Source organism: Streptomyces sp. NPDC102278, from assembly GCF_044766345.1.
Taxonomy (GTDB): domain Bacteria; phylum Actinomycetota; class Actinomycetes; order Streptomycetales; family Streptomycetaceae; genus Streptomyces.
Genome location: NZ_JBIWLV010000020.1, coordinates 31,875 through 50,230, shown reverse-complemented (window position 1 = coordinate 50,230; position 18,356 = coordinate 31,875). Strand labels below are relative to the sequence as shown.

The 18,356-nt window shown below is 72.4% G+C and carries 16 protein-coding genes and 1 pseudogene; 8 read left to right on the top strand and 9 right to left on the bottom strand.

The window, feature by feature from the left end; genetic code table 11:
* Positions 1 to 49: 49 nt before the first annotated feature.
* The gene (locus ACIRO3_RS32100) at positions 50 to 2,641 is read right to left on the bottom strand and encodes a bifunctional FO biosynthesis protein CofGH (RefSeq protein WP_404142673.1); all 2,592 of its coding nucleotides are present in this window, start codon (positions 2,639 to 2,641) and stop codon (positions 50 to 52) included.
* Between the two features lie 40 nt (positions 2,642 to 2,681).
* Entirely contained in the window at positions 2,682 to 3,464 is a 783-nt protein-coding gene (locus ACIRO3_RS32095) for an SDR family oxidoreductase (protein ID WP_351385131.1), read from the bottom strand.
* A gap of 254 nt (positions 3,465 to 3,718) precedes the next feature.
* Here ACIRO3_RS32095 and ACIRO3_RS32090 point away from each other — a divergent pair, with 254 nt between their 5' ends.
* On the top strand, positions 3,719 to 5,473 hold the full coding sequence (locus tag ACIRO3_RS32090) for a lytic murein transglycosylase (protein WP_404142670.1): 1,755 nt from the start codon (positions 3,719 to 3,721) through the stop codon (positions 5,471 to 5,473).
* Between the two features lie 182 nt (positions 5,474 to 5,655).
* Here ACIRO3_RS32090 and ACIRO3_RS32085 read toward each other — a convergent pair whose 3' ends face one another.
* On the bottom strand, positions 5,656 to 5,859 hold the full coding sequence (locus ACIRO3_RS32085) for a cold-shock protein (RefSeq protein WP_015610594.1): 204 nt from the start codon (positions 5,857 to 5,859) through the stop codon (positions 5,656 to 5,658).
* A 236-nt stretch (positions 5,860 to 6,095) separates the two neighbouring features.
* Between ACIRO3_RS32085 and ACIRO3_RS32080 the strand changes: the two genes are divergently transcribed.
* The 4 genes from ACIRO3_RS32080 to ACIRO3_RS32065 all read left to right on the top strand — a co-directional run bounded on the left by ACIRO3_RS32080 (position 6,096) and on the right by ACIRO3_RS32065 (position 10,931).
* Positions 6,096 to 6,959 (top strand): menaquinone biosynthesis protein, encoded by an 864-nt coding sequence (locus tag ACIRO3_RS32080; RefSeq protein WP_361784996.1) that lies wholly within the window; start codon positions 6,096 to 6,098, stop codon positions 6,957 to 6,959.
* A gap of 305 nt (positions 6,960 to 7,264) precedes the next feature.
* A complete protein-coding gene (locus ACIRO3_RS32075) occupies positions 7,265 to 8,953 on the top strand; it encodes a serine/threonine-protein kinase (protein WP_404142667.1) in 1,689 nt (562 codons plus the stop codon).
* 87 nt (positions 8,954 to 9,040) lie between these two features.
* Entirely contained in the window at positions 9,041 to 10,240 is a 1,200-nt protein-coding gene (gene mqnC, locus ACIRO3_RS32070; protein WP_404142664.1) for a cyclic dehypoxanthinyl futalosine synthase, read from the top strand.
* 13 nt (positions 10,241 to 10,253) lie between these two features.
* Complete coding sequence (locus tag ACIRO3_RS32065) at positions 10,254 to 10,931, top strand: imidazolonepropionase-like domain-containing protein (RefSeq protein WP_404142662.1); 678 nt, start codon at positions 10,254 to 10,256, stop codon at positions 10,929 to 10,931.
* On the opposite strand, the gene ACIRO3_RS32060 is transcribed toward ACIRO3_RS32065, so the two are convergent.
* Both ACIRO3_RS32060 and ACIRO3_RS32055 read right to left on the bottom strand, forming a co-directional pair.
* Positions 10,897 to 11,250, bottom strand: coding sequence for a helix-turn-helix transcriptional regulator (locus ACIRO3_RS32060; protein WP_404142659.1), 354 nt, complete (start codon positions 11,248 to 11,250; stop codon positions 10,897 to 10,899). The two genes, ACIRO3_RS32065 and ACIRO3_RS32060, sit on opposite strands and share 35 nt — an antisense overlap.
* Before the next feature lie 44 nt (positions 11,251 to 11,294).
* Positions 11,295 to 12,224 carry a DUF3152 domain-containing protein gene (locus ACIRO3_RS32055; RefSeq protein ID WP_404142656.1) on the bottom strand — a complete coding sequence of 310 codons (930 nt, stop codon included), beginning with the start codon at positions 12,222 to 12,224 and terminating at the stop codon, positions 11,295 to 11,297.
* Positions 12,225 to 12,468: 244 nt separating this feature from the next.
* Here ACIRO3_RS32055 and ACIRO3_RS32050 point away from each other — a divergent pair, with 244 nt between their 5' ends.
* Together ACIRO3_RS32050 and ACIRO3_RS32045 are read left to right on the top strand one after the other, a co-directional pair.
* Positions 12,469 to 13,161, top strand: a complete 693-nt coding sequence (locus tag ACIRO3_RS32050; protein WP_404142653.1) for a demethylmenaquinone methyltransferase — start codon at positions 12,469 to 12,471, stop codon at positions 13,159 to 13,161.
* A 90-nt stretch (positions 13,162 to 13,251) separates the two neighbouring features.
* The gene (locus ACIRO3_RS32045) at positions 13,252 to 14,169 is read left to right on the top strand and encodes a glutaminase (protein WP_361785007.1); all 918 of its coding nucleotides are present in this window, start codon (positions 13,252 to 13,254) and stop codon (positions 14,167 to 14,169) included.
* A gap of 22 nt (positions 14,170 to 14,191) precedes the next feature.
* Here the strand turns inward: ACIRO3_RS32045 and ACIRO3_RS32040 are convergent, their stop codons facing one another.
* Positions 14,192 to 14,710, bottom strand: a complete 519-nt coding sequence (locus ACIRO3_RS32040) for a GNAT family N-acetyltransferase (protein ID WP_404142650.1) — start codon at positions 14,708 to 14,710, stop codon at positions 14,192 to 14,194.
* A 97-nt stretch (positions 14,711 to 14,807) separates the two neighbouring features.
* Between ACIRO3_RS32040 and ACIRO3_RS32035 the strand changes: the two genes are divergently transcribed.
* Positions 14,808 to 16,091, top strand: a complete 1,284-nt coding sequence (locus tag ACIRO3_RS32035; RefSeq protein WP_053678931.1) for a geranylgeranyl reductase family protein — start codon at positions 14,808 to 14,810, stop codon at positions 16,089 to 16,091.
* Between the two features lie 87 nt (positions 16,092 to 16,178).
* Here ACIRO3_RS32035 and ACIRO3_RS32030 read toward each other — a convergent pair whose 3' ends face one another.
* From ACIRO3_RS32030 to ACIRO3_RS32020, 3 genes and pseudogenes are all read right to left on the bottom strand, one after another.
* Positions 16,179 to 16,523, bottom strand: a complete 345-nt coding sequence (locus tag ACIRO3_RS32030) for a hypothetical protein (RefSeq protein ID WP_404142782.1) — start codon at positions 16,521 to 16,523, stop codon at positions 16,179 to 16,181.
* Positions 16,524 to 16,572: 49 nt separating this feature from the next.
* Positions 16,573 to 16,875, bottom strand: a pseudogene (locus ACIRO3_RS32025) (ABC transporter permease); the annotation flags it as partial.
* Positions 16,876 to 17,262: 387 nt separating this feature from the next.
* Positions 17,263 to 18,135, bottom strand: coding sequence for an NlpC/P60 family protein (locus ACIRO3_RS32020; protein WP_361784965.1), 873 nt, complete (start codon positions 18,133 to 18,135; stop codon positions 17,263 to 17,265).
* Positions 18,136 to 18,356: the final 221 nt, after the last annotated feature.

Here is an 18,356-nt window from a genome sequence, read left to right as displayed (position 1 = left end):
ATCGATCCCGGTCGGGCCCCCGCGCCGCGTCGTCGTCCCCGCTCCGCCCCTACTCCGCGATCGGCAGCAGCTCCGGCAGGTGCCCGTCCGAGGCCGCGGCCGCCCGCTGCCGCTCCTCGGACACCTCCCCGTACAGCGTCGTACGGGCCTTCGCCGGCCGCCCGGCCGCCTCCGCGACCGCGATCAGGTCCCGCACCGACTTGTACGAGCCGTAACTCGACCCCGCCATCCGCGAGATGGTCTCCTCCATCAGCGTCCCGCCGAGGTCGTTGGCCCCCGACCGGAGCATCTCCGCCGCACCCTCCGCGCCCAACTTCACCCAACTCGTCTGGATGTTGGTGATGTGCGGGTGGAGCAGCAGCCGGGCCATCGCCGTCACCGCCCGGTTGTCGCGGACCGTCGGACCGGGGCGGGCGATGCCCGCCAGGTACACCGGCGCGTTGGTGTGGATGAACGGGAGCGTCACGAACTCCGTGAAACCCTCCACCCCCTTGGACACCGCGTCCTGCTGGATCCGGGCCAGCGTGCGGAAGTGCCCCAGCCAGTGCCTCGGCTGGTCCACGTGCCCGTACATCATCGTCGACGAGGACCGGATGCCCAGCTCGTGCGCCGTGGACACGACGTCGATCCAGTCCGCCGTCGGCAGCTTGCCCTTGGTGAGCACCCAACGGACCTCGTCGTCCAGGATCTCCGCCGCCGTCCCCGGAATGGAGTCCAGCCCGGCCTCCTTGGCCGCCGTCAGCCAGTCCCGCACCGACATCGCGGTGCGGGTGGCGCCGTTGACGACCTCCATCGGCGAGAAGGCGTGCACGTGCATGCCGGGAACCCGCTCCTTCACCGCCCGCGCGATGTCGAAGTACGCCGTCCCGGGCAGGTCCGGATGGATGCCGCCCTGCATGCAGACCTCGACCGCGCCCACGTCCCAGGCCTGCGCCGCCCGGTCGGCGACCTGGTCCAGCGAGAGCGTGTACGCGTCCGCGTCCGTACGGCGCTGCGCGAACGCGCAGAAGCGGCAGCCGGTGTAACAGACGTTGGTGAAGTTGATGTTCCGCGTGACGATGTACGTGACCTCGTCACCCACCACCGACCTGCGCAGGTCGTCCGCGATCCGGCACAGCGCGTCCAACGCCGGGCCGTCCGCGTGCAACAGGGCGAGGGCCTGCTCGTCGGACAGTCGCGTCGGGTCGTCCGCCGCCTGTGCGAGGGCCGCCCGGACGTCCGTGTCGATGCGCTCCGGGACCATGCCGGGCGCCGCGGCCTCCCGCAGGGCGTCCCAGTCCCCGTAGACGTGATCGAAGTCCTCGCGCCGGTCGCCCGTCCGCCCCTCGGTGTCGATGGCGGTGTGCAGGTCGGTGCGCCCGTACGCGGTGAACCCCTCGTCGGGCTCCTGCCAGGGCCGGCCCTCGACCGCCGCCGTCTCGTCCGCCAGGCCCGTCCCCGCGTCGGCCAGCGCCCGCACGTGCGGCAGCAACCGGGGGTCGAGCCACGGCTCCCCGCGTTCCAGGAACTCCGGATAGATGGTGAGGCGTTCGCGCAGCTCGAAACCGGCGGCCGCGGTCCGCGCGGCCAACTCCTCGATGTGCGGCCAGGGGCGCTCGGGATTCACGTGGTCGGGCGTCAGCGGCGAGACCCCGCCCCAGTCGTCGATGCCCGCGCCGATCAGCAGCGCGTACTCCTCGTCGACCAGGTTCGGCGGGGCCTGGATGCGGGCCGACGGGCCGAGCAGGTGCCGGGCCACCGCGATCGCGGCCGCCAGTTCCTCCAACTCCGCATCCGGCATGCCGCGCATGGCCGTGTCCGGCTTCGCCCGGAAGTTCTGCACGATGACTTCCTGGATGCCGTGGTAGCTGCGCTGGATCCGCCGCAGCTCGAAGAACGCGTCGGCGCGCTCCTCGCAGGTCTCCCCGATGCCGATCAGCACCCCGGTGGTGAACGGGACGTTGGAGCGCCCCGCGTCCTCCAGGACCCGCAACCGGACCGCCGGCTCCTTGTCCGGGGAACCGTGGTGGGGGCCGCCGGGCTCGGACCACAGGCGGGTCGCGGTGGTCTCCAGCATCATCCCCATCGACGGCGCGACGGGCTTGAGCCGCTGGAGTTCGGACCACGACAGGACGCCCGGATTGAGGTGCGGGAGCAGACCCGTCTCCTCCAGCACCCGGATCGCCATCGCCCGCACGTAGGCCAGGGTGTCGTCGTAGCCGTGCGCGTCGAGCCACTCCCGGGCCTCGGGCCACCGGTCCTCGGGTCGGTCCCCGAGGGTGAACAGGGCCTCCTTGCAGCCCATCGCGGCGCCCTTGCGCGCGATGTCGAGGACCTCGTCGGGCGAGAGGTACATCCCGTGGCCGTCCCGGCGGAGCTTGCCGGGCACCGTGACGAAGGTGCAGTAGTGGCACTTGTCGCGACAGAGCCGCGTGAGGGGGATGAACACCTTGCGCGAGTACGTGATGACACCGGGCCGCCCGGCGGCTTCGAGCCCGGAGTCCCGCACCCGCGCGGCGGAGGCGGCGAGGTCCTTCAGGGACTCGCCGCGCGCCTGGAGGAGCACGGCCGCCTCGGTCGCGTCGAGCGCGACGCCGTCGCGGGCCCGCCGGAGCGCGCGGCGCATCGCGTTGTCGGTCGGAGCGTCACTCGGAGTGGTCATGGCCCGAGCATACGATCCACCGATCGGGCGGTGGAGGGGGTCATCGCATCAGCTCACCGGCGTTGACCAGCAGGGACTGGCCGGTTATCGCCCGTGCCCGGTCCGATGCCAGGAACGCGGCGGCGTCCGCGACGTCCCCGTCCGTCGCCAGATCGGGCAGCGCCATCCGCTCGGTGAGACGTGCGCGGACCTCCTCCTCGGGCACCCCCTCGCCGTGCGCGGTGAACGTGACGAACGCCTGCACCGGCGGCCCCCACATCCAGCCCGGCAGCACGGTGTTGACCCGGATGCGGTACGGCCCGAGCTCCCGGGCCATCGAGTACATGGCGGAGGTCAGCGCCCCCTTGGAGGCCGCGTACGCGGCCTGCTGCACCTGCGACGGGCTCGCCACCGCCGACTGCGTCCCGATGATCACGACGGAGCCGCCGGCCCGCTTCAGCGCGGGCAGGGCGGCCCGTGTCATCCGCAGGGTGCCCAACAGGTTCACGTCGAGGATCTGCTGCCACGTCCCGAAGTCGGCGTCCTCCAGGCCGCCGAAGTACGAATCCCAGGCCGCCACGTGCACCACCGCGTCCACGCCGCCGAACCGCTCCTCGGCGAGGGCCACGAGTGCCTCGCAGCGGGCCTCGTCGGTGATGTCGGTCGGCAGGTACGCGGTGTGCGCCCCGTCCGGGTCGATCTCGGCGGCGGACTTGACCAGGTTCGCCTCGGTCCGCGCCCCGAGCACGGCGTTCCCGCCGTCCCGCACCACGGTGGCGGCCACCTGGTGCCCCAGCCCGGCCCCGACCCCGGACACGATCACGGTCTTCCCTCGCAGCAGCATGGCGCGTCCTCCAGGCCGGTGACGTCGGATCAACGAATCTGACGGTGCGTCAGGGTAGGGCGTGAGGGCGGGGATGGGAAGAGAGGGAGGGGTGCGACGGGCCGCCCCGACCGAACGCACGACGAAGCCGAGACGAATGGCGGGTCATATCTGCCCGGCCCCCGGCGAGTCGCGTCCGAATACCTGATAGACAGAGGAATCACGGCTCGACCAGCCACACGTTCTGACGGCCGCCTCGGGGGGATCGCCGCACTGTGAAGCCGCTTCACCGTCATGTAGTCAACACCTCACGCAAGGTGCTGTGCACGGCCGCGCTCGCGGCCAGCCTGACCACCGCCGCCGTCGTGACCAACCCGTCCACCGCCGGCGCCGGGGAATCCGAACCGACACCGGACAGTCCCCAGGCCGCCGACCGCGGCGACGCCCGGTTGGACCTGCCCGAAGACCTCGCGAACCCGCAGCCGCCCGCGACCGCGGGCGCCCCCGAGGGCGCGAGCGGCATACCGGGAACGGCCCTCGACGCCTACCGGCGCGCCGAGGCGGCCGTGGCCGCGGCGCTCCCCAACTGCAAGCTCCCCTGGCAGCTGGTGGCGGGCATAGGCCGGGTCGAGTCCGTGCACGCCTCCGGATACGGGCTCAAGTCCGACGGGTCCACCGAGCGTCCGATCCGCGGCCCCCGCCTCGACGGCAACGGCTACGCCCAGATCAAGGACACCGACAAGGGCCAGTGGGACGCGGACACCGAGTACGACCGCGCGATCGGCCCGATGCAGTTCATCCCCGAGACCTGGAAGACGTACGGCGCCGACGGCAACGGCGACGGACAGCGCGACCCCAACAACATGTACGACGCGGCGCTGGGCACGGGCCTCTACCTGTGCGCCGGCGACAAGGACCTCTCGGACCCGGCCAAGCTCGATTCCGCGCTGCTCAGCTACAACAGTTCCCGCGAGTACGTGAACACCGTCCTCGGGTACATGCGCCAGTACCAGGCCGGTGGCGTCGCCGGAGTCCCGAACCCGCCCGTGGGCACCTACCCGACACCCCCCGCCACGGGCACGCTGCCCACCCCGCGACCGCCGATCACCAGGCCCCCGGTCACGAGGCCGCCGACGGGCGGCACTCCGCAGAAGCCGCCGACCGGGCCGACGACCCCGCCCACCAAGCCGACGACCCCGCCGACCAAGCCGCCCACCAAGCCGCAACCGCCGGTCGCGCGCCTCGCGAAGCTCTCGCTGGTCGGCGAGGCGGAACTGAAGGCCGAGGTCGGGAGCGCCTTCACCCCGACCCAGAAGGTCAAGGCCCTGCTCGGCGACGGCAAGCCGGCCGTCGGCCAACAGGTCGTGCTCGCCGTGGAACCGGACGACACCACGGGCGGCACCGTCTTCCGGGCCGGCAAGAAGAACTCCGTGGTCGTCACCACGGACGCGCAGGGCATCGCGTCCGTCCCCGAGCTGACGGCCGGTCCGAAGCCGGGCACGTTCTCCTTCCGGGCCACCGCGTACGACGTGACGAGCCAGTTCACGGTGATGCTGAAGGGCACGGTCCTGGCGAAGCCCTCGGCGGACCTGCTGGTGCGCGTGGACAGCGGCGCCGACAAGCCGCTGGAGGTCGTCACCGGGACGAGCTTCAAGGGCGTGGAGCTGCTGGCCACCGCCAAGGGCAAGCCCGTCGCCGGCACGAAGGCCGTCGCGGGCCTGGTCGTGAAGGACGAGACCACGGGCGCGTGGGTCCCGGTGGACCCGAAGACCGCGAAGGGACCGTACTTCAAGGGCAAGGACGGCGAGAAGTCGACCACCCTGGACCTGGCCGCGACGGGCGCCGACGGCAGGATCGCCCTGCCGGAGCTGTTCACCGACGGTGTGGCCCCGGGCACGTACCAACTGCGCGTGATCACCCCGGAGAAGGTCGAACTGGTGCTGACGCTCAAGGTGGCCGCCGCCCCGACGACGCCGCCCCCGACGACGCCGCCCACGACGCCGACGAGCCCGACGCCGGCGAAGCCGTAACGGCGGGCCATCCGGCCCGCCCCCGAACACCGCCGCTGCCCCGGCCACCGTCGAACGGTGGCCGGGGCAGCGGCGGTTCCCCCGCGGGGAAAAGGCAGGAGCCCCGCCTTCTCCGCTCGCACGGAGGAGGCAGGGCTCCTTGGGTACTGCTTAATCCAACCGCGATCCGGTCGGCCAGGCGACTAGGCCGGGATGACGTTCTCCGCCTGCGGGCCCTTCGGACCCTGCGTGACGTCGAAGGTGACCTGCTGGTTCTCCTCGAGGGAGCGGAAGCCAGAGGCGTTGATCGCGGAGTAGTGGACGAAGACATCCGGGCCGCCGCCGTCCTGGGCGATGAAGCCGAAGCCCTTTTCAGCGTTGAACCACTTCACGGTTCCGGTAGCCATGAGCCCTCCTATGGGCCAAAGGGTCGCCCTGCTCCAGAACCTGCTAAGAAGTCTGAAAACTACAAAAGCCTGCGGGTCACATTCTCCGCAGGCCTCGTACTGCAAGGGAAACCAAACTGCAACTTGCGTCGAGCCTAGCACGCACCCTGCGGCCGAGACCAGAGGGAAAGATCACGTCACCCGGACGTTTGAGACCCGCCCGATCGCTGACGCGGAGCGGGGGCTAGTCTCGCGATGTGGACGTCTATCGCAGCCGGCCCCGCGTCGGCCACATCCAGTTCCTGAACTGCCTGCCCCTCTACTGGGGGCTGGCCAGAACCGGCACGCTGCTGGACCTGGAGCTGACCAAGGACACCCCCGAGAAACTGAGTGAACGACTCGTCCGGGGCGACCTGGACATCGCTCCGATCACGCTCGTCGAGTTCCTCCGCAACGCCGATCAACTCGTCGCCTTCCCCGACCTCGCGGTCGGCTGCGACGGCCCGGTGATGTCCTGCGTGATCGTCTCGCAGGTCCCGCTCGACCGGTTGGACGGAGCCCGCGTGGCCCTCGGATCGACCTCCCGGACGTCGGTACGGCTGGCCCAGCTGCTGCTCGCCGAGCAGTACGGAGTACGGCCCGACTACTACACCTGCCCCCCTGACCTGGGGTTGATGATGCAGGAGGCCGACGCGGCGGTGCTGATCGGGGACGCCGCGCTGCGCGCCTCGCTGCACGACGCTCCCCGACTCGGCCTCGCCGTGCACGACCTGGGGCTGATGTGGAAGGAGTGGACCGGGCTGCCGTTCGTCTTCGCCGTCTGGGCCGCCCGCAAGGACTACCTCGAACGCGAACCCGTCGTCGTGCGCAAGGTCCACGAAGCCTTCCTCGCCTCCCGGGACGTCTCCCTGGAAGAGGTCACCAAGGTCGCCGAGCAGGCCGCCCGCTGGGAGGCGTTCGACGCCGATCTGTTGGAGCGGTACTTCACGACGCTCGACTTCCGCTTCGGGCCGGAGCAACTGGCCGGCGTCCGGGAATTCGCGCGCCGTACGGGATCGGCGTCGGGGTACGCGGCCGATGTCGCGGTGGAGCTCCTGAAGGTGGCCGTGCCGGAACATTGACGCGGCTTATGCCCCCGGCGCGAGTTCCGCATCCCGGAAAGGGGAATGTTCCGTTTACCGGGAATTCGTTCCCCTTTCGCATTTCCGTCCGCCGACGGAACGACCGACGGAACGACCGACGGAACAGCCCGCGGAACAAAGGGGCCGAGACCGGTGCGTCGGCGCATTCGGCGGGGATCGAAGCACCCGTGCCCGCCGTCGTGCCGTAGTACTCCGGACACGATGGAAGCTCCCCGGTCGGCGGTGGACACCCCTAAGGTGCTGGTTGACCGTCAGCGAGCCACGAACCTCGGGGAGGGGACGCGATGCAGCCGCTCGAAGCGGGCGAACCGCGGACCATCGGCGCCTACCGGCTGCTCGGACGGCTCGGCGCGGGGGGCATGGGTCGGGTCTACCTGGGGCGCAGCGCGGGCGGCCGGACCGTCGCCGTGAAGATCGTCCACCCCCACTTCGCCTCCGACGAGGAGTTCCGCGCCCGCTTCCGCCGCGAGGTCGCCGCCGCGCGTCGGGTCGGCGGCGAGTGGACCGCGCCGGTCCTGGACGCGGACCCGGAGGCCCCGGTGCCGTGGGTGGCCACCGGCTACGTGGCGGGCCCCTCGCTGGACCGGGCCGTGGCGGGGTACGGGCCCCTGCCCGAGCACTCGGTACGGGCCGTCGGGGAGGGTCTGGCCCGCGCGTTGGTGGCGGTGCACGGGCTGGGGCTCGTCCACCGGGACGTGAAGCCGTCGAACGTGATGCTCACCCTGGCGGGCGGTCCGACGGGCGGCCCGCGCCTGATCGACTTCGGGATCGCCCGGGCCTCGGACGGCGCCGCCGCGCTGACCTCCACCGGGGTCTCCGTCGGTTCGCCGGGCTACATGTCGCCGGAGCAGATCCTCGGCAACCCGGTCAGCGGGGCGGCGGACGTGTTCTCGCTGGGCGCGGTCCTGGTCTTCGCCGCGACCGGCCGGCCCCCCTTCAGCGGGGACAACTCCGCGACCCTCCTCTACAAGGTGGTTCACGAACCGCCGGAACTCGGCGCGATCGGGTTCGGACCGCTGCGGGACCTCATCGCGGCCTGCCTGGCGAAGTCGCCGGCCGACCGGCCCGCGCCGGCCGTGATCGCGGCCGCGCTGGACGGCGCCCTGAGCGTGTCGGGCTGGTTGCCGACCCCGCTGGTCGAGGAGGCGAACCGCGCCGCGGTGGCCCTGCTGGACCTGGACGAGGCGCTGCCCGAGTACCCCTCGGGCCCGGTGCCGTTCACCTCCTCCTCGTACGGGGAGCGGGTCGCCGCCGGGGACGGGGGCACCACACCGTACGGGCGGCGGCTCCACGGCGCGGAAGTCGACGCGGGCGGGGGAGCGTACGGCGCCGACGGCGGCGTGCCCGGGCCGCGCACCGCCTCCGGCACCGACGGGCGGCGGGTCTCCGTGCGCGCGGCCGGCCGGCGGTTCAGCTGCACCGTGGTCCTCGCCGCGGCGGCCGTGGTGGCGGTGCTGTCGGGCGGGCTGTACGGACTGGGCCTGCTGCCCTGGCAGTCGGGCGCCGCCCGGGACCTGGCGACCAGCCCGCCGCCCTCCTCCCCGCGCGCCGCCGATTCGGCCCCCGCCACGGGCCCCACCGCGGGCACGGACGGCGCCACCCCGGGGGCCAGGGACACCGTGCCCCAGGGGCTGGCCGGCACCTGGAAGGGCACGGTCACCACGGCCCGCCTGGGCGTGTCCAGCGAGTTCGAGATCACCATCAGCGGCGGCCGGGTCGGCCAGGTCGTCGCCCGGGACAAGTCGGTCCTGCCCGTCCTCGGCACCGACTGCAGCGGGGACTGGAAGCTCGCCGCCGCCACCGACCGTTCGCTGGTCCTCGACACGACGGACGGCCCCAACCCGGCGCCCGGCGTGTGTTCCGACGGCTCCGCCGACGAACGCTTCACCCTGAACGCGAACGGAACCCTCCACTACCGGTCGGGCGACGCGGCGGCGGGCAACCCCGAGGGCGATCTGACCCGAGGCGGTTGACCCGCGCACCCCTGAACGGACCCGAGGACCGCCGGCGTACGCTGGATCGGTCCGGACCTTGACACACCGCCGAAAGGTGACGCACCGGTGACCGACCAGGCCGCTCTCCAGTCTGTCCTCGACCGAGCCGCCGCAGGGGGCCGGATCACCCAGGACGAAGCGCTCGACCTCTACCGGCACGCCCCGCTGCACGCGCTCGGCCAGGCCGCCGACGCCGCGCGCCGGCTGCGCTACGCCGGTACGGAGCACATCGCGACGTACATCATCGAGCGCAACATCAACTACACCAACGTGTGCGTCACGGCGTGCAAGTTCTGCGCGTTCTACGCCGCCCCGAAGGACACCAGGAAGGGCTGGTCCCGGGGGCTCGACGACATCCTGCGCCGCTGCGCGGAGACCGTGGAGCTGGGCGGCACGCAGATCATGTTCCAGGGCGGGCACCACCCGGACTACGGCGTCGAGTACTACGAGGAGCACTTCTCCGCCATCAAGAAGGCGTTCCCGCAGCTGGTCATCCACTCCCTCGGCGCGTCCGAGGTCGAGCACATGGCCCGCATCTCGGGCGTCTCGGCGAAGGAGGCCATCCAGCGGATCCACGCCGCCGGCCTCGACTCCTTCGCGGGCGCGGGCGCCGAACTGCTGCCGGCCCGGCCGCGCAAGGCGATCGCCCCGCTCAAGGAGTCCGGCGAGCGCTGGCTGGAGATCATGGAGATCGCCCACGAGCTGGGCGTCGAGTCCACCTCCACCATGCTGATGGGCACGGGCGAGACCAACGCCGAGCGCATCGAGCACATCGCGATGATCCGCGACACGCAGGACCGTACCGGCGGCTTCCGCGCCTTCATCCCGTACACGTACCAGCCCGAGAACAACCACCTCAAGGGCCGGACCCAGGCGACGATCTTCGAGTACCTGCGCATGATCGCGATCGCGCGGCTCTTCCTCGACAACGTCGCGCACATCCAGGGCTCCTGGCTGACGGTCGGCAAGGAAGCGGGCCAACTGTCGTTGCACTACGGCGCGGACGACCTCGGCTCGATCATGCTGGAGGAGAACGTGGTCTCCTCGGCCGGTGCCAGGCACCGCTCGAACCGCATGGAGATCATCGAGCTGATCCGCAAGGCGGGCCGCACGCCGGCGCAGCGCGCGACGACGTACGAGCACCTCGTGGTGCACGACGACCCGGCGAACGACCCGGTCGACGACCGCGTCGTCTCGCACATCTCCTCCACCGCCATCGAGGGCGGCACGGCGCACCCCGAGCTGAAGCTCATCTCCTCGAACTGACGCCGCCGAACCGATGCTGACGCTGCACACCGCCGAGCTCCTCGTCGCCGGGCCGGGTTCGACACCGCTCCCCGGCGGCGCGGTGCTCGTCGAGGGCGACCGGATCGCCGGGGTGGGTCCGTACGAGGAGCTCGCCGCGGCCCGGCCGCACGCCCGGGTCCGGCGCTGGCCCGGGGTGCTGACCCCGGGGCTGCTGGTGCGCGGCGCGGACGAGCTGCTGGAGCGCACGTACTACCCGGACGACCCGTACGAGATCGCCGAGCTCGGCGCGGACCCGGTCCGCGGGCAGGCCGCCCTGGCCGAGCTCACGATGACCGAGTCCCGGTGGGGCAACAGCGCCCGGCGCGGGACGCAGAAGCTCCTGGCGCGCGGGGTGGTGGCGGTGACCGGCCGATTCACCGTCCCGTCGGTGCGGACCGCGGTGGTCCGCTCGGGCCTGACGGTCCTGCCGTCGGCGGCGCGGCCGTCGGGGTCGCGACCCTCGCAGGGGCGGCCGGAGCGGGAAGCGTCCCTGGACCCGTTCGCCGGGTGGGACGCCGCCGAACAGGCCTTCCACGGGGTGCTGGAGCCGGACGCCCCGGCCCGGTTCGCGGTCTTCGCGGCGGCCGATCCGGAGGAACTGCTCACCCTGGGCGCGACGAGCTGCGTGGCCACGGTCATCGGGGGACGGCTGCTGCACCGCCGTCGCTGAGGCCCTCGTCGGGCGCGCTCTCGTCGGGCACGTCCTCCCCGGGCAGCTCCCCGTCGGGCCGGCCGCCCTCACGGGCGAGGGCGGCCAGCAGACAGACCTGGAGGCGGCTCACCCCGCCGAGCTTGTTCCGGATGTTCAGCACGTGGAACTTGACGGTGCTGACGGACAGTTGCAGCGTCGCGGCCAGCTCGGCGTTCGAGGCGCCGGTGGCCAGCCACAGGAACACGGCCGACTCCTGGTCGGTGAGGTGGACCCGCGCCGGCGCCTGCGGGTCGTGGGCGGGGAACCACGACGGGACGCTGAAGCTGACGCTGCGCACGGTTTCCACCCCTTGCCCCCCGGCCGACGCGCTCGGCCCCCTGCCTAAGGGACGTTCGGGCCGGCCAGGTAGGTTCCGGCGGCGTCGAACGGCCAGGCGTTCGCCGTGCAGCCGAGCAGTCCCTTGATCTGTTGCATCATCGCCGGCGCCTGCTTGCCGGGGCCGGGGCAGGTCTCGTGCTCGCGACCGATCTCGTGGCCCACCTCGTGGTTGACGATCAGGGCCCGGTACTCCTCGACGGGGCCGTCGAACCGGGGCGATCCCTCCTGCCAGCGCTTGAGGTTCACCACGACGGTGTGACCGGCACGGCAGTTGGTCTCGCCGATCAGCTCGGGGGTGACGACCTCGCACAACCGGTCGGTGGTGGTGGGGGTGGCGATCTTCACGGTGAAGTCCACCGGCTGACCGGCGCCGACGAGCCGGAACCCGTACGCGGGATCACGGGTCCAGCCGCGCGGATCCCCGAGGATCGCCTCGACGGACCTGGCCGCGGCCTCCGGGTCGACCCCGCTGCCCCGCTCGACCTCGACCCGCCAGCGCAGCGCGCGGCCCTTGCCCTGCGGGGAGCCGGAGACGGTGGACGCGGCGAAGACCCCGGGCCCGGAGGTCGGAACGGACGGGGCCGGCTTCGCCGGGGTCGAGGCCTTCGGCGTGGCCTTCGCCCCGGGCTTCGACGAGGCCGGCGGGGAGGCGGCCGGCGACTTCGTCCGCCCGCCGCCGGGGGCCGGCTCGGAGCCGCCGGCGGGCGTGGGCCCACCGGTGTCCGAGTCCCGGGTGGGGGCCGCGGCGGCCGGTCGGTCGTCCGCGACCGCGGCGGTCCGGTCCTGCGGGCGCAGGGTGTAGGCGGTCACACAGGCGACCGCGATTGCCGCGGAGCCGATGAGGGTACGGTGCAGTCGTCGCCGCCGTTCGGCGGCCCGGCGCAGGGCGCGCACGTCACCGCGGGTACGTCTGGTCGGATGGCCTTCCGGCATGCAGGAGCCTTCTGTTCGCGTGGTCCACGTCGTACACGAGCGGCCATTTCATGCGCTTCGTCGACGAACGCGGCTTTTGTCCGACCCGTTTCGAGTCACACGCGCACCAGTCAAAGCCGATCCGGCCGTCCCGCGTAACTGTCCTTCGGGTCAGTTGTGCCCCCGGCGGGTGGCGCCGGGCCCGCCTGCGAGAATGGCGGACAGACCCGCACCGCACCGCATCGCACCCGAGGGGCCCACGCCAGTGACCAGCGCTTCCCTGGACAAGCAGCCGCACGAAGTCGCCTCCATGTTCGACGGCCTGGCCGCGAACTACGACCTCGTCAACGACGTGCTCTCCCTCGGCCAGGCCCGCCTGTGGCGCAAGGAGGTCGCCAAGGCGGTCGGCGCCCGCCCGGGACACACGATCCTCGACCTGGCCGCCGGGACCGCGACCTCCTCGCTGCCCTTCGCCGCGACCGGCGCGTACGTCGTCCCCTGCGACTTCTCCCTGGGCATGCTCCAGGAGGGCAAGAAGCGGCACCCCTGGCTGCCGCTGGCCGCCGGCGACGCGACGAAGCTGCCGTTCAAGGACGACACCTTCGACACCGTGACGATCTCCTTCGGGCTGCGCAACGTCCAGGACACCGACACGGCGCTGCGCGAGCTGTACCGGGTGACGAAGCCCGGCGGCCAGGTCGTCATCTGCGAGTTCTCGCAGCCCACCTGGGCGCCGTTCCGGACGCTCTACACCGAGTACCTGATGCGCGCCCTCCCGCCGGTGGCCCGCGCCATGTCGCCCAACCCCGACGCGTACGTGTACCTCGCCGAGTCCATCCGCGCCTGGCCCGACCAGCCGGCCCTCGCCGCGCTCCTGCAGAAGGCCGGCTGGTCCAAGGTCGCGTGGCGCAACCTCAGCGGCGGCATCGTCGCGCTGCACCGCGGCGTCAAGGCGTAGGACGCGATGGACGCCGCGCCCGTCGACGACGCGCCCCCGGGCGCCGCGCGCTGCGGCCCCGCGTTCCTCGGCCCGGAACCCTCCGAGACGGTGCGCTTCGACTACCAGGGACTGCTGGAGCGGATCGCCGCCGACATCGCGCCGGTGATCGGCCGCGGCACCCCGGCCGAGTACATCCCGGCGCTGGCGTCCGTGGACCCGACGCAGTTCGGGATGGCCGTCGTCGACCTCGAAGGCAACGCATACGGGGTGGGGGACTGGCAGGTCCCCTTCTCCACCCAGTCGATCACCAAGGTCTTCGCGCTCGCCCTGGCCCTCGCGGAGGGCGGCGACAGCCTGTGGGAACGGGTGGGTCGCGAGCCCTCCGGCAACCCGTTCAACTCGCTCGTGCAGCTGGAGTACGAGAACGGCATCCCCCGCAACCCGTTCATCAACGCCGGCGCGCTCGTCGTCACCGACCGGCTCCAGACCCTGACGGGCGACGCGAGCAGCGAACTCCTGCGGTTCCTGCGGGAGGAGAGCGAGAACCCGGCCATAGGGTTCGACGCCGAGGTGGCCGCCTCCGAGCAGGAGCACGGCCACCGCAACGCCGCCGTCGCCCACTTCATGGCCTCGTACGGCAACATCGACAACCCCGTACCGGCCCTGCTGGAGCACTACTTCTGGCAGTGCTCCATCGAGATGACCTGCGCCGACCTGGCCCGCGCCGGACGCGTACTGGCCCGGCACGGACTGCGCGCCGACGGCACGCGCCTGCTCACGCGCAGCGAGGCCAAGCAGATCAACGCGGTGATGCTGACCTGCGGCACCTACGACGCGGCAGGCGAGTTCGCCTACCGCGTCGGTCTCCCCGGCAAGAGCGGGGTGGGCGGCGGGATCGTCGCCGTCGTCCCCGGCCGGTGCTCGATCGCCGTGTGGAGCCCGGGGCTCGACGCCCAGGGGAACTCGGTCGCGGGTGTGGCCGCCCTCGACCGCTTCACGACGCTGACCGGCCTGTCGGTCTTCTGACCGGCGGATCCGGGGCCGTGGTCTACAGCGACAGGGCGTAGAGGCGGGCCGGGTTCCCGTCCGGCAGCGCGGACTCCTGCTCCAGGTCCATCCCGAGCCGCTCCGCGACCGCCACCGAACGCACGTTCCGGGCGTCGATCAACGCCACCACGCGCGTCACGCCGGCCGCCCGTACCCGCTCCAGCGTGGCCAGCGCGGAGGCGTACGCGTACCCCAGACCCCAGGCGGAACGCCCCAGCCGCCAGCCGATCTCGATCTCCCCGACCGGCCCCCACTCCTTCTCCGCGGGCCACGGCTGCGCGCCGGTGAAACCGATCACGGCGCCCTCCGGGTCCAACAGGGTCCACAGGCAGTAGCCGAGCCGGGCGTCGTGCAACCGCTGGCGGGCGGTGAACTCCTCGTACATGGACAGCTCGGCGGGGCCGCCGAGGAACTCCATCACCTCAACGTCGGCGAACAGCTGGTGCCAGGCGCGGGCGTCCTCGTCGATGGGCACGCGCAACTGCACGGTGGGAAGCGGCCGGGCGGGCGAGGTGGTCATCGGAGGCACCCTTCGGATCGTGATCTCTCTCGCTGCATAGACTGCACGTGTCCGGTGCCGTTGGGCACCCTTTATCGAGCCTTCGGGAGACCCCGCAGTGACCGAGCCCCTCTCCGAACACTCCGCGGACGTGATCGTCGTCGGGGCCGGGCCCGCCGGCTCGACCACCGCGTACTACCTCGCCAAGGCCGGATTGGACGTCCTGCTCCTGGAGAAGACCTCCTTCCCCCGGGAGAAGGTCTGCGGCGACGGCCTGACGCCGCGCGCCACCAAGCAACTGGTCGCCATGGGCATCGACGTATCCGAAGAGGCCGGCTGGCTCCGCAACAAGGGCCTGCGGATCATCGGCGGCGGGCAGCGGCTCCAGCTGGACTGGCCGGAACTCGCCTCCTTCCCGGACTACGGACTCGTCCGCAAGCGCGACGACTTCGACGAGACCCTGGCCCGCCAGGCCCAGAAGGCGGGCGCCCGCCTCTACGAGCGCTGCAACGTGGGCGAGCCCGTCCGCGACCCGCGCACCGGCCACATCACCGGCGTGCAGGCGAAGCTCGGCGAGGAGAAGACCCCGGTCACCTTCAGCGCCCCGCTGGTCGTCGCGGCCGACGGCAACTCCTCGCGGATCTCCCTCGCGATGGGCCTGCACCGGCGCGAGGACCGCCCGATGGGCGTCGCCGTCCGTACGTACTTCACCTCGCCCCGCCACGACGACGACTACCTGGAGTCCTGGCTGGAGCTGTGGGACCGGCGCGGCGCGCAGGACCGGCTGCTGCCCGGCTACGGCTGGATCTTCGGCATGGGCGACGGCACGTCCAACGTCGGCCTAGGCATCCTCAACTCCTCCTCCGCCTTCAAGGAACTGGACTGGCGCGAGGTCCTCAAGGCCTGGTGCGCGTCCATGCCGGAGGACTGGGGCTACACCCCCGAGAACATGACGCAGCCGATCCGCGGCGCGGCCCTGCCGATGGCCTTCAACCGGCAGCCCCACTACACCAAGGGCCTGCTGCTCGTCGGCGACGCCGGCGGTCTCGTCAACCCGTTCAACGGCGAGGGCATCGCCTACGCGATGGAGTCCGGCCAGATCGCGGCCGAGGTCATCGTGCAGGCACACGCCCGCGCCACCCCGGCCCAGCGCGAGCTGGCCCTGCACAACTACCCGAAGGTCCTCAAGGAGACGTACGGCGGCTACTACACGCTGGGCCGCGCCTTCGTGAAGCTGATCGGCAACCCGAAGGTCATGAAGATCGCCGCGCAGCGCGGTCTGACCCACCCGGTGCTGATGCGCTTCACGCTCAAGATGCTGGCCAACCTGACCGACCCGACGGGTGGCGACGCGATGGACCGCGTCATCAACGGCCTCTCGAAGGTGGCGCCCAAGGCCTGATCGCGACAGGTCCCGGCCCGCCCGTCCGGGCGGCGTCCGGTTCGTCCGTCGTGCGGCCGCGACGGACGGACCGGGCGGCGTTCGCGGTCAGTCGGCGGGGGGTTGGGCGGGGCGTGGCGGTCCGTCGGGGGAGCCTTGGCTCGCGGCCGGGGTGCCGCGGTCCGGGTGCCCGTCCGCGCGGCCGTCCTCGTACGGGGCGCCGTGCACGGTCCGCACGCAGCGGGCCAACAGCGCCAGCCCGCACACCAGCAGGGCCGCCGAGGCCGCCCAGCCGAGCCCGAGCGTGACGGGATGCCCCGGCTTCGCCCAGGGGCGGGCGGTGGTCAACAGCCAGCCGCCGACCGCCAGCAGGGCGAGCCCCGCCGCGGCGGGCAACGCGGTGGGGTCCCCGGCGCCGGGGTCGGCGACCTCGGCGGGCCGTCGGGTGAGCACGGGACCACCACCTCCAGGGTCGTCTACGGTCGGGCGAGCGCCCCGGCCATCTTCGCAGGGCCTCGGCCGGTTCGATACGGGCCGCCCGCCAGGCCGGATGGAGCCCGGCCGGCAGGCCGGTGACGAGCCCGGCGAGCGGGGCGGCCGCGACGGTGGCGGGATGGATCACCGGAGTCCAGCCGCGGGCCGGCGAGACGGCGACCACCGTCAGTTCGCCCGACGACGTGCCGACCAGCCCGCCGAGCGTGCCCAGCGCCGCGGACTCGGTGAGGAACCGGGCCGATATGTGCCGGCCCCGGGCGCCCGGCGCACGGCGCACCCCGATCTCGGGCGTCCGCTCCAGCACCGCGAGGGTGGCGTGTACGGCCTTCAGGTACTCGGGGTGGTCGGGGCACAGCGACGCCCGTTGCGAACTGGCGGCCTCGCTCGCGGAAAACAGCGGCACCACGCGCCCGTGCGAAACAGTGTCACCGGGGCGCGCGGCCCCCCGAGAACGGCACGACCGATTCCCGGTCGGGCGCGGGCACGGACAAGGGCCGGTACTCCACCCCCGAGCGGGGGAGTACCGGCCCTTCCGCGCGCACGCGCGGTCAGCCGTGGGACGTACGAGGGCGCCTGAAGGCTCCTCAGGGCGTCCGAGAGCGGCTCGGACGACCCGGAGGGTCCCACAACGGCCCCAGGCACCTCTGGACGCCGGGGAAGGCTCAGAGGACGCGACGCGTCACGAGGACGCGACGGCTCACAGGACGCGGACGGCGCCCGTCGGCATGTCGTAGCTCAGGCTGCGCTCGACCACGCCGGTGCTGGGGTTCTGCGCGCCGACGAACTTGCCGCCGCCGACGTAGATGGCGACGTGGTAAGCGCTGCCCTTGGCACCCCAGTACAGGATGTCGCCCGGCTGGAGGTTGCTCAGCGACACCGAGGTGCCGGCGGTGGACTGCGCCTGGGACACGCGGTCGAGGGTGATCCCGGCCTGGCGGTACGCGGCCTGGACGAGACCGGAGCAGTCGTACGCCGAGGAGCCGGTGGCGCCACTGACGTACGCCTTGCCGACCTGCGCGCGGGCGAAGTCGACGATGGCCGCGGCGGAGCCGGTGGCCGGGCTCGACGTGCTGCCGCCCTCGTCGGAGTTGCCGCCGGAGCTCTTGCCGGGCGAGAAGGAATCGTCGTCCGAGGCGGAGGCGTTCGCCAGCGAGGAGCGGGCGGAGCTGCGGTTGGCGCGCTCGGCCTCGGCCTTGCGCGCCTGCTCCTCCTTGGCCTTCTTCTCGGCGTCGGCCTTCTGCTGGGCGTCTTCCTTGGCCTGCTTCGCCTCGGCGGCGGCGCCGCTGCGGGCGTGCTCCTCCTGGACGTTCAGCTCGCCTTCGACGGCTGCGGCGCGGGTGTTCTCGGCGGCCGTGGTCACGGCCGTCGCGACGTCGGCACTCAGGTCCAGTTCGAGGACCGGCATTTCGAGCGTCGTCTCGGCCACGGGCTCTGGGGACGGGGACGCGCTCGCGGTGCCGGCCATGGCGAGGGTGCTGAGGACGCCACCGGCAACGCCGGCGCGGACCGCGAGCTTGGAGACGCTGCGGCGGGGCTTCCGGTGGCTGGGTATGTGAGCGGTGTGGGACATGGGACTAACCGCTATCAGGGGGCGGCCGGTTGCTTCAAGAAACGTGGTGTGCGCCACAGTTGTGCGCGAAGGCCGCGAACCGGACGCGGCGCGCCCGTTATTGACGCGGTAACGGGCGAAACGGACACACCCTCACAAGCCTGTGATCATGGGGTTTCCGCGATAAGTCCCAATTGATCCGGCGCCTACCATTGCGCCCGACAGTTGGCCAAGCCCCCTTT

What these genes read in the sequence shown, in the direction of transcription:
- ACIRO3_RS32100 (WP_404142673.1), bottom strand. Translation starts at nt 2,641, where the DNA reads ATGACCACTCCGAGTGACGCTCCGACCGACAACGCGATGCGCCGCGCG.
- ACIRO3_RS32095 (WP_351385131.1), bottom strand. Translation starts at nt 3,464, where the DNA reads ATGCTGCTGCGAGGGAAGACCGTGATCGTGTCCGGGGTCGGGGCCGGG.
- ACIRO3_RS32085 (WP_015610594.1), bottom strand. Translation starts at nt 5,859, where the DNA reads ATGGCTACCGGAACCGTGAAGTGGTTCAACGCTGAAAAGGGCTTCGGC.
- ACIRO3_RS32075 (WP_404142667.1), top strand. Translation starts at nt 7,265, where the DNA reads ATGCAGCCGCTCGAAGCGGGCGAACCGCGGACCATCGGCGCCTACCGG.
- ACIRO3_RS32065 (WP_404142662.1), top strand. Translation starts at nt 10,254, where the DNA reads ATGCTGACGCTGCACACCGCCGAGCTCCTCGTCGCCGGGCCGGGTTCG.
- ACIRO3_RS32055 (WP_404142656.1), bottom strand. Translation starts at nt 12,224, where the DNA reads ATGCCGGAAGGCCATCCGACCAGACGTACCCGCGGTGACGTGCGCGCC.
- ACIRO3_RS32040 (WP_404142650.1), bottom strand. Translation starts at nt 14,710, where the DNA reads ATGACCACCTCGCCCGCCCGGCCGCTTCCCACCGTGCAGTTGCGCGTG.
- ACIRO3_RS32020 (WP_361784965.1), bottom strand. Translation starts at nt 18,135, where the DNA reads ATGTCCCACACCGCTCACATACCCAGCCACCGGAAGCCCCGCCGCAGC.